This is a genomic window from Streptomyces parvus (assembly GCF_014648875.1).
Classification (GTDB): Bacteria; Actinomycetota; Actinomycetes; order Streptomycetales; family Streptomycetaceae; genus Streptomyces; species Streptomyces parvus.
In genome coordinates, this window is record NZ_BMRY01000011.1 from 92,074 (window position 1) to 109,296 (window position 17,223).

The following is a 17,223-nucleotide window of genomic DNA, read 5'->3' on the forward strand; positions in this document are numbered from 1 at the left end:
GGTCAGGAGTTCTCGTCGAGGTGGCGGGCGATCGCTTCGGGGGTTCGCAGGGTGAACAGGTCGCGGATGGTGATGACAGGACCGTACTCGCGGCGGAGCAGTCCGATCAGCCGCACCGCCAGCATGGAGTGCCCGCCGAGCGACACGAAGTCGCTGACCGCGCTGACCTCGTCGTCGTCGAGGTCGAGCGCCTCGGCGTAGAACTCGCAGACGACGCTCTCCGTCTCGGTCTCCGGCCCGCGCTCCCCCGCCGTGGTGAGGGCGCCCAGCGGCCGGGCCTCGGGGAGCGCCTTGGTGTCGGCCTTCCCGTTCACGGTCAGCGGGATGGCGTCGACCTGGGCGTAGTGCGTCGGGCGCAGGAAGTCCGGCAGCCCGGCGCCCACCTCGTGCGCGATCTGCGCGAGGTCGGCGGGGCCCGTGAGAACGAGATAGGCGGCCAGCCGGTACGCGCCGTCGACCCCCGGGTCGGGCTGGGCGACGGCGGCGACGAAGCGCACCGCCGGGTGTGCGGCGAACACGGCTTCGACCTCGCCGAGTTCGACCCGGTGACCGCGGATCTTGACCTGCTGGTCGGTGCGGCCGAGGTAGGCGATGTTCCCGTCGGGCCGGCGGACCACCAGGTCCCCGGTGCGGTACATGCGCTCCCCGGGTACGCCGAAGGGGCAGGCGACGAAGCGGTGCGCGGTCTGGGCGCTGCGGCCCAGGTAGCCGCGGGCGATGCCGATGCCGGACACGTACAGCTCGCCGGGAACGCCGTCGGGCAGCGGTCGCAGCCAGGGGTCCAGGACGTACACCTCGGTGTTGTCGATGGCCACGCCGACCACCGGGTCCTGGCACTCGAAGGTGCCGACGCCGAGGGTGTTGATGGTGTACTCGGTGGGCCCGTACAGGTTGTAGCCGACGGTCCCCTCGGTCTCGGCGAGGCGCTGCCACAGGGTCGGGGTGACGGCCTCGCCGCCCAGCAGGACGAGCGCGGGACGCCGCTCGGGGTTCCCCAGCAGCCCTTCGGCCACCAACTGCTGTGCGTAGGTCGGAGTCACATTGATGACGTCGATTCCGTGCTCTGCGCAGTACTCGACAAGCCGGGGTGCGTCGCGGCGCAACTCCTCGTCACAGATGTGGACTTCATGGCCGTCGGCGAGCCACAGCAGCTCCTCCCACGACATGTCGAACGCGAACGACACGGTGTGCGCGATGCGGAAGGTCCGGTGCCCGTGCTCGGCGAGGACCGGTTCGAAGATGCGGCGCTGATGGTTGATCAGCATGTTGGTGAGACCGGCGTATTCGGTCACCACTCCCTTGGGCTTACCGGTCGATCCCGAGGTGTAGATGGTGTACGCGGGGTGGCGCAGCCGGTCCGGGTCGTCGGGTGCGAACGTCGTGTACGGCTCGGCCTGCGGCAACGGGAGGTCCAGTTCGATGAGTTCGCCGGTCAGCCGGGGCGACACCGCGCTGACGGTGAGGATCACCTCGGGCCGGGCGTCCTCGACGATCGCGGCGATCCGCTCGTCGGGGTGGTCCAGCTCCAGCGGTACGTACGCGGCCCCGACGCGCAACACCGCGAACAGGGCGGCGATCCAGTCGAGGGAGCGCGGAATCGCCAGGCCCACCGTCGTCTCGGGCCCGATGCCGCGTGCGGCGAGGACGCCCGCCACGGCCCTGCTGCGCTCCCGGAGTTCGGCGAAGGTCAGGGTCGCACCGTCGGCGACGAGGGCGGTCCGGTCCGGGTCGCGGTCGGCCGCGAGGTCGAAGCGGTCGACGACGGTGTCGGTGCCGACCTCGGTGCGCGCGGCGGGTACGGGATCCGGGCCGAGTCCGGGCAGCGCGCCCATCGGGCCGGTGGTGGCCCTGGCGAGATCCTTCAGGACGCGCACGTAGTCGCCGAGAAGGCGTCGGGCGCTCTCGGTGTCGCCGTGGCGGTGCTCCAGCTTGACCGTGAGCCGGTCGCCGGGCGTCACGACCCAGGTGTAGGGGTAGTGGGTGGAGTCGTCGGCCTGGACCTCGGTGATGCCGTGGCGGGCGTTCATCTCGGCGAACGCGTCCAGGTCCAGGAAGTTCTGGAGCACGAACAGGTTGTCGAACAGGGTGTCGTGTCCGGCGGCCCGCTGGATCTCGCCGAGTCCCAGATGCTCGTGGTCCATCGCCGCCACCCGCGCCGCCTGTACGGAGGACAGGTAGGCGTCGACCGAGTCGTCCGGCCTGGCCCGCGTCCACAGGGGGACGGTGTTGAGCAGGACGCCGACGATGTCGCCGTGCCCTTCGCCCTCGCGCCCCGAGACGGTGACGCCGAACACGGCGTCGCTCCGGCCGGTACGGGCTCCGAGGAGGAGGCCGAAGGCGCCGGTCAGCACCGAGTTCAGCGTGACGCCCCGAGCCCGGGCGGCTTCGCGGAGCAACTGCGACAGCTCGGCGGAGAGGGTGTGCACGAGCGGCTGCGGCAGCGCGTCGGCCAGGGCCGGGGCCGGTCCGGCGAGCAGCGTCGGTCCTGCCAGACCTGCCAGGTGCTCCGCCCAGAAGCCCTCCGCCGCGGCCGGGTCCTTGGCGGCGAGCTCACGGGCGTACTCCTCGAACCCGGGCACGGCGGGCGTCGCGTCCCACGGTTCGCCGGCGACGACGGCCTCGTACGCGTCGAACAGGTCGCGCAGCAGGATCTCGCGGGACCAGCCGTCCCAGAGCAGCAGGTGGTAGCTGAGCAGCAGCCCGTCGCGGCCGTCGGGCCGCCGGACCACGGTCAGCCGGACGAGCGGCGGCTCCCCCGGGTCGAAGCCCTGCTCGCGGTCCCGGGTGCGCAGTGCTTCGACCTCGGCGTCGGTGGCCAGGTCGAGCGTGCGGACGGGGACCCGGCGGCCTGCCTTCAGGGCCTGGACCGGGTTTCCGTCCGGGTCGGTGGTGAAGCCCGCGCCGACGACGGGATGGCGCCCGATGACGTACGCCGTCGCCTCGGACAGCGCGTCGGGGTCCAGGCGGCGGTCGAAGGCGAACCAGCTCTGCGCGACATAGTGCCCGGCCGTGCTCCCCCCTTCCGTGCCCGCCGCCCTCGTCACCGTGTCCGTCCCCGTCAGCTGGGCCTGGAAGTACAGGCCGCGCTGGAGCGGGGTGACGGGTGCGGTGCGCTCGGCCGTCGCGGACGCGTCCGCGATCCGCTCCAGGGCGGTCAGCCAGTGGTCGGTGATCGCGTCGGGGACGGAGTCGGCGAGGGTGAAGGCCGCGTGGAGGGAGCCGGTGCTCTCGTCGGTCCAGGCGTTGACCTCGACGGCGTAGGGGCTGTCTCCCTGGTCGGCGCCGGTGATGCGCAGGGCCTCCGATTCGCCGCCCCGGCCGAGGTAGTTGAACAGGATCTGCGGCCGGGCGGTCAGCAGCGGGGCCGTCTGCGGGTTGAGGTAGCGGAGCCGGCCGTAGGCGATGTGCCCGTCCTCGTCCGGCCGGCGTGCGTCGAGCTCGCGGGCCGCGGCGACGGGGTCGGTGTGGGCGGTCAGGCGTACGGGGGCGATGGAGGTGAACCAGCCGACGGTACGGGAGTAGTCGTGGTCGTCCCGGGCCGGGACGCGGCCGTGCCGCTCCAGGTCGACGGCGAGGTCGGTGGGCTCGGTCTGGATCCGGGTCAGCGCGGTGCGCAGGGCTCCGCAGAGCAGCTCGGTGAGTCCGGGACCGAGCGCGCCGGGCGCGTCGCGGGTCACCCGGTCGCTCGCGCCGGGCGGCAGGACGACGGTGGTCTCCCGGGCTCCCCGGACCGCGGGCACCAGCGCCGGGGCCTCCAGGGTGGTGATCCAGTGACCGAGTCCGTCGGCCGCCTCGGCGGACCGCAGGGCCAGCGCCTCGGCGTACGCGGCGTAGGAGGTGGTCGGCGGCGGCAGGGCGGGACGGCCGCTCAGGACGGTGGTCAGGTCGTCGAGGAGGACGAGCCAGGACACCGCGTCCACGGCGATGTGGTGGACGGTGACGACCAGGGTGCGGCTCGCCGGGAGCCAGGAGAACGCGATGACGTCCCCGGTGGTGGGGTCGAGCCGTCCGGCCGCCTCGTTGGCGGCGGTGGTCGCGTCGGTGGTGTGCTCGGTGACGACGGTGGCTTCACGGGCGGGTTCGGTGCGCAGGGACCAGACGCCGTGCTCGATGTGCAGCCGCAGCCGCAGGGCCGGGTGTGCGGCCACGACGGCGTCGGCGGCGCGCCGGATGTCCGAGAGGCCAGTGCTCGCGGGGACGGTGAGGGCCCTGGCCTGGGCGAACCGGGCGAGCGAGCCGCCCAGTTCGCGCTGGCGCAGGATGATCGGGGTGAGGGGCAGGGGGCCGTCCTCGCGGCGGGAGGGCGTTGACGGCGCGGCAGCCGGGGCGCGCGTCGCGAGGTGGCCGGCGAGGGCGCGCGGCGTCTTGAACAGGAACACGTCGCGGGGCGCGATCGGCAGGCCGAGTGCTCGGGCACGGTTGATCACGGCGATGGCGACGATGCTGTCGCCCCCGGCGCCGAAGAAGTCGGTGTCGGCGTCGACGGTGGCGCCGGGCAAGGTCTCGGCGAAGATGCCGGTCAGGGCGTTGAGCGCGGAATCGCCGGTGAGTGCGGTGAGTGGGGAGTCGCCGGTCAGTGCGGTGAGCGGGGAGTCGTCCGGGCGCTGCGAGGTCACGGGCCGGGTGTCGTCCTGCTGTGCCGCCCGCTCGGTCAGCGCCGTGCGGTCCAGCTTTCCGTTGACCGTCAGCGGCAGCGCGTCGATCGGCAGGACCCGGCCCGGCACCATGTGCGCGGGGAGCTTGGCGGCGAGCAGGGCGGAGAGATCAGTGGGCGGCTCCCCGACGACATGGGCGACGAGGTGGTCTCCGCTGTCCGCCACGGTGACGGCCGCGTCGACGACACCCTCCACCTCACGTACCGCGGACTCCACTTCCCCCAGTTCGACACGGAAGCCCTTGAGCTGCACCTGGTCGTCGGCTCGGCCCGCGAACTCCAGCTCGCCGTCGAGCGTCCGGCGGGCGAGGTCGCCCGTGTGGTACATCCGGGAGCCGTCGGCGGCGAACGGGTTCGCCACGAAGCGCCCGGCGGTGAGCCCGGGGCGGCCGAGGTAGCCGAGGGACACCTGGTCGCCCGCGACGTGGATCGCGCCCACCCGCCCCGGCGGCACCGGCCGCAGCCGGTCGTCGAGCAGATGGATGGTCAGCCCGGGGATCGGCCCGCCGATGGGGCTGGCGTCGCCGCCACGGTCGAAGTCCTCGTCCGTCAGGACCCGGTGGGTGACATGGACGGTGGTTTCGGTGATGCCGTACATGTTGACCAGCTCGGGCGTGCGGGTGCCGTGCCGCTCGACCCAGCCGCGCAGCCGCCCGAGGTCGAGAGCCTCACCGCCGAAGACGATGCGGCGCAGTGCCGTGACGGGTTCCTCCGCGTGCAGATCGGCCTCGATGAACTGCTGGAAGGCAGACGGGGTCTGGTTGAGGACGGTCACGCCGCGTTCGCGGACCAGCCGGTGGAAGTCGACCGGCGAGCGGGTCAGGGCGTAGTCGGGGACGAGCAGTTCGCCTCCGTGGGCGAGGGCGCCCCACAGCTCCCAGACGGCGAAGTCGAAGGAGAAGGAGTGGAACTGGACCCAGACGTCGTCGGGGCCGAAGTCCATGTCCGGCCGGGTGTTGGCGAGGAGCGTCGTCACCGCGGAGTGCGGGACGACGACGCCCTTGGGCCGACCGGTCGAGCCCGAGGTGTAGATGACGTACGCCGGGTCCCCCGGGCGGACGTCGGGCGCGGCGGGTCCGCCGGCCTGCGGAAGGTCCTCCCCCTGGACGAGCACGCGGGCCGCCACTCCGGCCCGCTCCAGCAGACCGGTGAAGCGATCCTGCTGTTCCCGGTCCACGAGAACGACTTGGGGGGCGGCGTCGGCGAGGATGTACGCCAACCGCTCGTCCGGGTAGGCCAGGTCCAGCGGTACGTACGCGCCCCCGGCGGTGACGACGGCGACCAGAGCGACGACCTGTTCCGGGGAGCGCGGGACGGCGACGGCGACCCGCTGCCCGGGGCGGACCCCGGCCGCGCGCAGGGCGGAGGCCAACGCGTCCTTCTCGGAAGCCAGTTCACCGTAGGTGAGGGAACGGGTGGTGCCGTCCAGCGCGCACTGGGTGACGGCGGTTGCCGCAGGGTCGCAGTGCGCGGCGGCGTCGAACAGCTCGCCCAGGGTGGCCCGGGCCTCCTCGGCCGGGGTCCCGCCCGGCGCGGGGAGCAGTGCGTCGACCGGCGCGTCCGGGCGGCCGAGCAGTTCGGTGAGGGTCCGGGTGAACGTGGTGAGGATCGCTTCGGCGCCTGCGGGGCGCAGGAGTTCACCGTCGTGGATGAGGTTGAAGCGGACCCGGCCGCCTGGTGTGCGCTCGACGACGAGCGTCAACGGGTAGTGCGGTGCCCCCTCGTTGACGATGTCGGTGATGACGAGGGTGTCGTCGGGGCCGCGCAGGGCGGTCACGTCGGTGGCGACGTCGAAGACGACCAGGGTGTCGAAGAGGGTGCCCGTGCCGCTCTGCCGCCCGGTCCGGGCCAGGGAGACGTGCTGATGCGGCAGGACCGCTCCCTGGTGCCGCTTCACGGCGTCCAGCAGGTCGTACGCCGTGTCGGTGGCGGACCAACGGGCGCGCACCGGAATGGTGTTGATGAAGAGTCCCACCATGTCGCGGATGCCGGGGACGTCGGCGTCGCGTCCGGAGACGGTGGAGCCGAAGACGACGTCCCTGCTGTGCAGGAGCCCGCCCAGGGTCGCCGCCCACGCGCTGTGCACGGCCACGCTCAGGGAGACCCCGGCGGTGCGGGCGGCGACGTCGATGTCCTCGGCGGGCTCCACCGTGACATCGGCGAAGCGTTCGGAGGGGGTGTGGCCCTCGGCGACCAGGGAGGGCCCGGGCAGTCCGGCGAGCTCCTCGCGCCATACCCGGTCGCTCTCGCGCTGGTCGCGGGCGGCGAGCCAGTCCACGTAGTCGCGGTAGCCGCCGAGCGCGTACACCGAGCCGGGCGTGTGGTACTCGGCCAGCAGGGTGCGGAGCATCGGCGGCACCGACCAGCCGTCCGCGATGATGTGGTGCACGGTCTGGACGAGGACCGGGTGGCCCGCGTCGGAGCGGATGAGGGTGTAGCGCATCAGGGGCCCGGTGGCGAGGTCGAAACCGGCCCGCCGGTCCTGCTCGGCCAGTTCGCGGATCTCCTCGTCGGTGCGGGCGGGGCCGTCCAGCGTGGTGAAGGGTGCGCGCCTGCCGTTCTCGACGACGGAGACGACCCGGCCGTCCGTGAGGGCCGTGAAGCGGGCGGCCAGGTTGGGGTAGAGGGTGAGCAGCCGGGTGGCCGCCGCCGCCAGCCGGTCGGCGTCCACGTCGCCGTCCAGCGTCATCACCTGCTGCTCGACGTAGCTGCCCGTGGCGTCGTCGTCGAAGACGGAGTGGAAGTAGAGGCCCTCCTGGAGCGGGGTCAGCGGGAGGATGTCATGCAGCGCCGGGCCGTCCAGGGCGTCGACGTCGGCCTGGGTCAGCGGCGCGAGCGGGAAGTCGCTGGGCGTGTGGCCGCCGTCTTCGAGCGCGGCGAGTGCGGTGAGGGCCGAGCGGAGGTAGTCGCCGAGGGTGGTGATGTCGTCCTCGGTGAACACGCCTTCGGGCCAGGAGATGGTGGTGACCAGTTCGTAGGCGCCGTTCGCGTCGGGTTCGGCGATCGCGTTGAACTCCAGGGCGCGGGGCAGCCGCATACGGGGGTCACGTTTCTCGCCCAGCTGCCCGGTCGTGCCCGCGAGCTGCCAGTCGCCGGTGCCGCCCGCGTCGAAACGGCCGAGGTAGTTGAAGAGCACCTGGGGTGCGGGGCCGCCGGCCGGTGCGTCGCCGGTCAGGTAGCGCAGGGCCCCGTAGGACAGCCCGCCCGCCGGTACACGGGCGAGGTCCTCCTTGACCGCCTTGAGGGCGGCCGTGAGGTAGTCGGGCGCGGTGAGGTCGCTCGCCGTGCCGGGGTCCACAGTGACCGGGAAGAGAGTGGTGAACCAGCCGACCGTACGCGACAGTTCGGGTTCGAATCCGGTCGCGGCCTTGACGAACCGGCTTTCACGGCCGTGCCCTTCCAGTTCGATGTGGGCGAAGGTCTGGTCCTGGCCCCGGTCGCGTCGCCACCGGGCGAGGGCGACGGCGAGGGCAGTCAGCAGGACGTCGTTGACGCCCGCGTGGAACTTGGCGGGGATCTCGCCGAGCAGCGCCGCCGTGGTGACGGGGTCGACCGGGACGGTCCGGGTCCGTTCGCGGGCCACGGTGTCGGCCGCAGTGAGGGCCCGCCTGCCGATCGGCGCGTCGGCGGCGGGCAGCGCGGCCGCGTGGTGCGTACGGTCCGCGTCGAACGGGGTACGGCCCAGGAGCTGGGTCCACCGCCTGAACGACGTTCCCACCGGCAGCAGTTCGACGGCTCCGCCCGAGGAGCGCTGCCGCCAGGCGGTGGCGAGGTCGCCCATCAGGATGCGCCAGGACACGCCGTCGATGACCACGTGGTGGGCTACCAGGACGAGTTGGCGTGCCGCGCGGCGCCAGACGGCGCGCAGCATGACGCCGTGGTCCGGGTCGAGCGCGGCGGTCGCGAGGGCGACGCAGTCCTCGACCGGGGCGTCGCTCTGTTCCCAGCAGCGGGCGGTCGCACCGGCCTCGGGGATGTCGAAGCCCCAGCGCTCGCCGCGCACCAGCCGGGCGCGGAGCATGTCGTGCCGGGTGAGCACGGCGGTGAGGAGGTCGTCGAGGGCGCCGGGGGTCAGCTCGGCCGGGGCGGTGAGGACGACCGACTGCACGAAGCCGTCGATGGCGTCGGTGGTCTCGCCGAGCCACTGCACGATGGGTGATCCGACGACGGTGCCGGTGGCGACGTCGCCGTGGTCCACGGCGGCGACGGATTCCCGGCTCGCCACCGCCGCCAGCGCTCCGACGACGGTGTGGGTGAAGATCTGGCGTGCGCTGACGTGGAGCCCGGCCTCGCGCAGGGCGCTGAGCAGGGAGATCGCCAGGATGCTGTCGCCGCCGAGTTGGAAGAAGTCCTGGTCCGTGCCGACGGCGTCCAGGCGCAGCACCGCGGCGACGGCCTCGCACACCAGCCGTTCGTTCTCGGTGGTGGGCGCCTGGAGGGCGCCGGTGTCCGTGGTGGGCTCGGGCAGCGCGTTCCGGTCGACCTTGCCGTTGGCGGTGAGCGGGAACTCCGGCAGGACGACGACGTGGGTGGGCACCATGTACTCGACCATGGCGGCCGTGGCCCATGCCTTGACGTCGTCGGCGCTCAGGTCCTTGTGTCCGCCCGCGGGGATGACGTAGCCGACCAGGTAGGTGCCGCCCGCCGTGTTCTTCTTCGCGACGACGCAGGTGTGCCGTACGCGGGGGTGCTCGGCGAGAGAGGCCTCGACGTCCTCGATCTCCAGCCGCATGCCCCGGATCTTGATCTGGTTGTCGGCTCGGCCCAGGAAGTCCAGGGATCCGTCGGGGGCGTACCGCGCCAGGTCGCCGGTGCGGTAGAGCCGGGAGCCGTCGGCGGCGAAGGGGTTGGCGACGAAGCGGGAGGCGGTGAGGCCGGACGCACCGACGTAACCGCGTCCCAGCAGGAGCCCTCCGATGTACAGTTCGCCGCCGACGCCGACCGGGACGGGGCGCAGTTCGTCGTCGAGGACGTAGAGCTGGGTGTTGGGGTTGGCCCTGCCGATCGAGGTGGACAGCCGTGTCGCGGCTCCCCGGTAGATGACGTGGGAGACACCGATGGTCGTCTCGGCGGGGCCGTAGCCGTGGTACAGCGGGATGTCGAGGCGGGTGCGGAAGCGTTCGTACAGCTCCGGGGTGAGGACCTCGCCGCCGCACCAGACGTGGCGCAGGCTGTCGAGGCGGCCGGAGTCGCCCACGATCTCCAGGAGGACGTCCAGCATGGACGACACCAGGTAGGTGAAGGTGACGCGCTGTTCGGCGATGACGCCGAGGAGGTGGTGCGGGTCGCGTTCGCCGCCGGGCCGCAGGACGACGAGCCGGCCGCCGGTGGTGAGCGGCAGGAAGATCTCGTTGACGGAGATGTCGAAGGAGAGCGGGGCCTTGAAGAGCGAGGCGTCGTCGTGGCCGAAACGGAGGATCTCGCGGGACTGCCAGAGCAGGCGCTCGCTGATCGCCTCGTGCCGGATCATGGCGCCCTTGGGCCGTCCGGTCGAGCCGGACGTGAAGATGACGTAGGCCAGCGAGTCGCCGGGGGCGGTCGCGTCGGGCGCGTCCGCCGGACGGTCGCCGTACTTCCAGTCGCCGAGGTCGACGGCGACGGCGTCCGGTTCTCCGGCGTCGGCCTCTCCCGTGGCGTTGAGCTGGAGGGCGATCCGGGCGTCCTCGGCGACGACGGACCGGCGGGCTGCGGGCCATCGGGGGTCGAGGGGGACGAACGCGCCCCCGGCCCGGAGGACGGCGAGGAGGCCGACGACCATCTCGGCGGAACGGCCGAGCGAGATGCCGACGATCTGTTCGGGGCCGAGGCCGCGCTCGATCAGGTGGTGGGCCAGCTGGGCGGACAGCCGGTCCGTTTCGCGGTACGTCAGTGAGCGGTGCTCGTCGACGATCGCGACGGCGTCCGGCCGCAGCCGGGCCTGTTCGGCGAACAGTTCCATGACGGTCGGGCGGGCCCGGTCGGTCCGGGTGTCGTTCCACCGGGCCAGTTCCTCGGCACGTGTCCGGGGGTCGGAGGGGCCGATGGTGCCGAGGGGCCGGTGCGGGAAGTCGGCCAGGTCGTCCAGGGCCCGCTGCGCTTCGGACCGGTCGACGCCGGGCGGCACGGTGATGCCGAGGGCCGGTGCGTCGGTCTCCCACCCCCCGGCGCCGCTGGTGCCGTTGTCGAGCCGGCCGAGGAGGTCGGGGAAGGGGGTGGCGGGGGTGAGGTCCATGCCGTCGGGTCCTGCGCCGGTCGCCCAGTACGCGAGTGAGACGGCGCACGCCTCGACGACGGTCCGTTCGCCGTAGTCGCCGATCCGCCGACGCAACGCGGCCAGCCGAGTGGGGGAAAGCTGTATGCGAGAAGCGCCCGGTTCCGACATCGAAGTCTCAGCATCCTTTCGAGGCTTGCGAGTTGAACGACCGTTGACCTGGTTCTCCGCTAACTTCCCTCGCGCCAGGCGCGCCACAGCCGGGCGTACTGGCCTCCCCGTTCGACCAGTTCGCCGTGTGTTCCCTCCTCCACCACGCGCCCTGCGGAGAGCACGGCGATCCGGTCCGCGGCCATCGCCTGGGTCAGCCGGTGGGCCACGAACAGAGTGGTCCGGCCGGAGCAGGCGGCCAGCACGGCGCGTTCCAGTTCGGCGGCGCCCTCGCTGCCCGCCTCGGCGGTCGACTCGTCGAGCACGACCACCGGTGCCCGGCCGAGCACCAGCCTGGCCAGAGCCAGTTGGGCGACCTTGGTGACGTCGAGGCGCTCGCCTCCCTCGCCGACCGGGGTGTCGAGGCCGTCGGGGAGGGATGCGGCCCATTCCCCCGCGCCGACCGTGCGCAGTGCGTCCATCAGGTCGTCGTCGCTCGCGAGGGGTGCGGCGAGCCGCAGGTCGTCGGCGAGCGGGCCGGAGAACACGTGGGTCTCCTGGGTCAGGATGCTCACCAGGGCGCGGGCCCCGGCCTCGTCCATGCCCGCGAGGTCGTGCGCCCCGATGCGCACCGACCCGGCCTGCGGTCTGCCGATGCCGGCGATGAGTGCGGCCAGGGTCGACTTGCCCGCGCCGGTCGCCCCGACGAGGGCGAGGGAGCCGCCGGCCGGGATGGACAGGGACACGTCCCGCAGCACGGGGTCCTCGGCCCCGGGGTAGGTGAACGTCAGGTCCCGGACCGTGACCGGGCAGGGCGCGACGGCGGCGGTGGCGACCGAGGCGTCGCCCACCAGGCGCTCCTCGGAGGGCTCCGAGAAGACGCCGACCAGGCGGGTGAGGCTCGCGCCGGACTTCTGGGCCTCGTCGAAGGTGAACATGATGGCGCCCAGCGGGGTGAACAGGCGGTGGAACATCAGCGGTGCCGCCGACACCTCGCCGAGGGTGGCGGCGTCCGCCTCCAGCAGGGCGTATCCGACGACCAGGATCAGTACGAGTCCGATGAACTCGGCCCGGTTCTCGCGGCCGACGAACCGGCCGAAGAAGCGGAACACCTCGATGCCGAGGTTGCGCACCCGCCAGGACTCGTCCGTGACCTTCTCGCGTACGGCGTCCTCCATGCGGTAGGCCCGGACCGTGTCGATGCCGTTGAGTCCGCTGATCAGGGCCTGGGCGCGGTCGGCCTGGGCCGTCCGCTGCTTGCGGTAGAGGGGCGCTGAGCGGGGCAGGTACCAGCGCAGTGCCAGTGCGTACGCGGGCAGGGCGCAGGCTCCGGCCAGGCCGAGCCGCCAATCGAGGCCGAACATGCCGATCGTCGCGATGGCGACCAGGACGCCCGCCGAGAACACGGTGGGGACGGCTGTCCGGATGCCCTTGGAGATGACGGCCACGTCGTCGCCGACGCGGGAGAGCACGTCGCCCCGGCCGACCTCCTCGACGCGGGCGCTGGGCATGCCGAGCACGGCGCGTACGGCTTCCTCGCGGAGCCGGGCGAGCAGTTCGGCTCCGAGCTTCCCGATCAGGAAGGTGGAGGCCGCGGTGGCCGCCGCGCCGAGCAGGGCGGCGGCCACCATCAGGATGCCGACGGTGAGGAGTATCGAGCGTGACTCGCCCCCGACGACCCCGTCGACGACCCGGCCGAGCAGGAGTACGGGGAGCACCTGGAGTGCGGCCCCGGCCACCGTGGTGAGGACGGTGGAGGCCGTCAGCCAGGGGGCCTGCCGGCAGTGGCGGGCCACCCAGCCGGCGGCTTCGCCCCCGGTCGCCGTGCGCAGGGTCGTGGGGGCGACGGGGGTGTTGGTGGCAGTCACACGGGGACCGATTCTCGCCGGGGGACGGGCCGTCGGGTCGTCATGGCTACTTGGCCGACTCGACGAGTTCGTCGATCGCGTACGGCAGGGAGAGCAGGGTGCCCTGGGACATCGCGGCGCCGACCGCGGGGCCTTCGCTGTCCAGGAGGTAGGAGACCTTGTCGTTCTTGACGGCCGGCAGGTTGGCGAACAGCTCGAACTTCTTGAGCGCCTCCGTGTCGGCCTTGTCGTTGACGACGAAGATGCGGTCGACGTCGATCAGGTCGATGCGCTCGGGCGAGAGCTCGACGGAGAAGCCGCCGTCGGCGATCTTGTCGATCTCGGTCTGGTAGGTGAATCCGGTGCCCGTGACGAGCCGGCCGCGTACGTCGGTGGAGGTGAAGGCCGAGATGGAGTCCTTGTACCAGGACAGGGCGACGGCCTTCTGCCCGCCGAAGCCGGGGTTGGCCTTCTTGGCGGCGTCCAGCTGGGTCTGGATGCCCTTGATCAGTTCGGCGCCCTCCTTCTCCTTGCCGAGCGCCTTGGCGATGTGCGCCGCGTTGTCCTGCCAGGGGGCGCTGAAGAGTTCCTTCTCGCCCTTGGTGCGGCCGACGGTCGGGGCGATCTTGGAGAGCTTCTCGTAGGCCGCCTCGTCGACCTCGGAGTAGACCGCGATGATCAGGTCGGGGCGCAGCGAGGCGATCTTCTCGAAGTTGGGGCCGGCGTCCCCGTTCTTCATGACGACCTCGGGCCGGGTGTCGCCCCACTTGTCCTTCACCCAGGGCCACTGGGTGTTGATGTCGGGGGTCTGACCGGCCGGGTTCGGGTACTGGTCGACCATGCCGACCGGCTTGATGCCGAACGCCAGGACGGCCTGGTCGTCGGTGTAGCCGACGGTGACGACCCGCTGGGGGGCCTTCTTGACCTCGGTGGACCCGAACGCGTGCTCCACGGTGACCGGGAACGCGCCTTCGGCCGCCGCCGGGGTGTCGTCGTTCTCCTCCCCGTCGGCCGAGTCGTTGCCGCATCCCGCGAGGAGGCCGACGCCGAGGGTGGCAGCGGACACCACCGCGGCCAGTCTCCGCCACGGCTTTCGGGAGGTCGTTCGATGGAGAAGCATCGTCAAGTCCCTTGCTTTCGCGCTGTCCACTGCGCCCCGGTATGAGGGCAGCCAGACTGTACCCCGAGCAAGTCAGGCTAGCCTAGCCTTACCGGTCAACTTTCCACTGGTCAGGACGAGTTGTACCTGCCATATCGTCAAGGTCCTTCGATAGAGTCTCTGTTCGACTCCCGGGCTAGAGTTCGGTTCGCACATGGGCCCGGCCGATCGGAACGATCAGCGGCCGGTCGCCCACCGGGTCGTCGATCACCTTGGCCCGCAGCCCGAACGCCTCGTGCAGCAGCTCCGCGGTGATCACGTCCCGGGGGTGCCCCTGGGCCAGCACGGCTCCCCCGCGCATGACGACGAGGTTGTCGCTGTAGCGCGCGGCCAGGTTGAGATCGTGCAGCACCATGACGACGGTGCAGCCCGACTCGTGCAGATCGTCGACCAGGTCGAGTACGTCGATGGCGTGGGCCAGGTCCAGATAGGTGGTCGGCTCGTCCAGCAGCAGCAGATCGGTGCCCTGGGCGAGGGTCATCGATATCCATACGCGCTGGCGCTGGCCGCCGGACAGGGAGTCCACCGTCCGGTCGGCGAGGTCCGCCACCCCGGTCATGACCAGGGCGCGCCGCACCACGTCGGCGTCGTCCGAGGACCACTGCCGCAGCCAGCTCTGGTGCGGGTGGCGTCCCCGCGCGACGAGGTCGGCGACGGTGAGCCCTTCCGGGGCGACCGGCGCCTGCGGCAGCAGACCGAGCTTCTTCGCCACGTCCTTGGTCCGGAGCGTGCCGATGTCCTCGCCGTCCAGGACGACGGTGCCGCCGGTCGGTTTGAGCAGCCGGGTCAGGGTGCGCAACAGGGTGGACTTGCCGCAGCCGTTGGGGCCGATGATCGTGGTGATCACCCCGGACGGGATGGCCACGTCGAGCTGGTCGATGACCGTCCGGTCGCCGTAGCCGACGGTGATGTCCCGGGCTGCCAGCCGTGGGACGTCCTTGACGCCGGTGTCGGTCCGCGCGGTGAACTGAGCGGCCACGAGCCCCCCTTGTTGAGGTCAGCCTTACTTCTACCATCTACCGGAGGTTCGCCCGCACCAACAGGTAGACGAGGAACGGGCCGCCGATCACGGCGGTGACCACGCCCACCGGCAGACCGATCGGCAGCGCCGCGCGGGCGATCAGATCGGAGCCGGTCAGCAGCAGCGCACCCACCAGGCCGGAGGCGATCAACGGCGGCGTGGGCCAGCGCGCCAGACGCATCGCCACCTGCGGGGCCACCAGCGCGACGAACGGGACCGGCCCCGCCGCGCTCACCCCCACGGCGGCCAGCAGGACCGCACAGAGCAGCAGAACGGCCCGCACCCGGCCGAACCGGACGCCCAGCCCGGCGGCGACGTCGTCGCCGAGGTGCATCGGCTTGAACGGGAAGGCCACGGTGGCCACGACGGCCAGCAGGACGAGCGTGGCCCAGAACGCCACCCCTGCCTCGTCCCAGGACCGGTTGTCCAGCGAGCCGACCAGCCATACCTGGGCGCGCGCCACGTCCCGGATGTCGGCCGAGACCAGCAGCCAGGTCGTGATCGCCTGCATCACGGCGGTCACCGAGATGCCGATGAGGATGAGCCGGAAGCCGTCGACGCCGCGCCGCCAGGCCAGGAAGTAGACCAGCAGCCCCGTGCCGAGACCGCCGAACAGGGCGGCGGCGGGCAGCCCGACCGAGCCGGTGACCGCCGCGGCGGTGCCGCCCGTCGCCGTCACCAGGAACACCGCGACGGCGCCGGCTCCGGCGGTGATCCCGAGGATGTCCGGGCTGGCGAGCGGGTTGCGCGCCACGGACTGGGTGATCGCCCCGGAGACGCCCAGGGCGATGCCCACGACGAGGCCGGCCAGGGCCCGCGGCATGCGGAGGTCCATCACGACGAACTCGTCGACCTGTTCGCCCCGGCCGAGGATGGTGGCGATCACCCGGGAGAGGCCGATGGGGAAGTCGCCGACGCTGATGGAGAGGCAGAAGATCAGGAAGGCCGCCGCCGCGAGGACCAGGGTGACCAGCACGAGCCAGGGCCGCCAGACGAACGACACCGGGCCGAACCGCACCCCTGGCGGCATCGGGGCCTTCGCCTCAGCCGCGTCGACCCCACTGATCCCACCGGCCACTTCGGCCCCGTTCATCCGCTCCCGAACTTTCCTCATGCGCTCTTGAACTTCCCCCGCCACACCAGGACCGCGAAGAAGGGGGCCCCGAGAAGGGCGACCACGACACCCGCCTCCAGCTCGCCCGGCCGTACGACCACCCGGCCCACGATGTCGCAGACCAGCAGGACACCGGACCCGAGGAGACCGGCGTACGGCACCAGCCAGCGGTAGTCGGGGCCGGTCAGGTAGCGGGCCACATGAGCCACCATGAGCCCGAGGAAGGCGATGGGGCCGCAGGCGGCGGTGGCGGCCCCGGCCAGCAGGGTGACGGCGACGATGCCGAGGGTCCGGCTCGCCGCGATGTTCACCCCCAGCGCCCGCGCCACGTCGTCGCCCAGGTTGAGCAGGTTGAGGGCGGGCAGGGTGACCAGCGCCAGGACCAGTCCGACGGCGATGAACCCGGCCACGGGCCAGATGACGTCGAAGCGGACCCCGGCGACGGAGCCCGCGTTCCAGAACCGCAGCGCGTTCAGCGACTCCTTGTCGGAGAGCGCCACGGCCGCGGTCATCGCCGCGAGGAACACGGTGACGCCCTGACCGGCCAGGGCGAGGGTCAGCGGGTTGCCCGCACCCCTGCCGATGCTCGCCAGGCCGAAGACGACGACACCGGCGAGCCCCGCCCCGACGAAGGCGAACCAGACGTACTGGAACGGGTCGGTGAACCCGAACACGGCGATGACCGACACCACCGCGAAGGAGGCCCCGGCGTTCACCCCCAGCAGTCCGGTGTCGGCGATGGGGTTACGGGTGTACCCCTGGATCAGCGCCCCGCCGACCCCCAGGGCCAGGCCCGCCACGATCGCGAGAACCGTCCGGGGCACGCGCACGGTCTGGACGATGAGCCGGATCTCGGTGAGCTTCTGGTCGGGCTCGGGCTCCGCGAACAACCCGTGCCACACCTCGGCGGGGCTCAACGCGCGCGCCCCGACGGCCAGCGACACCGTCGCCGCGACCAGCAGGGTCACCGTGAGGACGACCAGCCCGGCGACCCGGCGCCGGCGGGTGTCCGTCGCCCCCTCCGGCGCGGGGCGCTCCACTGCGGTGGTCAACATGACGACGAACGATATCCCTTTGATCGGACCGGA

General features: G+C 72.2%; 6 protein-coding genes. All 6 read right to left on the bottom strand.

The features are described from left to right. Positions 1–2: 2 nt before the first annotated feature. The 6 genes from IE140_RS28885 to IE140_RS28910 all read right to left on the bottom strand — a co-directional run bounded on the left by IE140_RS28885 (position 3) and on the right by IE140_RS28910 (position 17,190). A complete protein-coding gene (locus IE140_RS28885) occupies positions 3–11,015 on the bottom strand; it encodes a non-ribosomal peptide synthetase (protein ID WP_150193217.1) in 11,013 nt (3,670 codons plus the stop codon). 59 nt (positions 11,016–11,074) lie between these two features. After that, a complete protein-coding gene (locus IE140_RS28890) occupies positions 11,075–12,862 on the bottom strand; it encodes an ABC transporter ATP-binding protein (protein WP_150193216.1) in 1,788 nt (595 codons plus the stop codon). A gap of 46 nt (positions 12,863–12,908) precedes the next feature. Then, positions 12,909–13,961, bottom strand: coding sequence for an iron-siderophore ABC transporter substrate-binding protein (locus tag IE140_RS28895; protein ID WP_150193215.1), 1,053 nt, complete (start codon positions 13,959–13,961; stop codon positions 12,909–12,911). 175 nt (positions 13,962–14,136) lie between these two features. Next, a complete protein-coding gene (locus IE140_RS28900; protein WP_150193214.1) occupies positions 14,137–14,979 on the bottom strand; it encodes an ABC transporter ATP-binding protein in 843 nt (280 codons plus the stop codon). Between the two features lie 37 nt (positions 14,980–15,016). After that, a complete protein-coding gene (locus IE140_RS28905) occupies positions 15,017–16,114 on the bottom strand; it encodes a FecCD family ABC transporter permease (RefSeq protein ID WP_150193213.1) in 1,098 nt (365 codons plus the stop codon). 17 nt (positions 16,115–16,131) lie between these two features. Continuing rightward, positions 16,132–17,190 carry a FecCD family ABC transporter permease gene (locus IE140_RS28910; RefSeq protein WP_093445456.1) on the bottom strand — a complete coding sequence of 353 codons (1,059 nt, stop codon included), beginning with the start codon at positions 17,188–17,190 and terminating at the stop codon, positions 16,132–16,134. Positions 17,191–17,223: the final 33 nt, after the last annotated feature.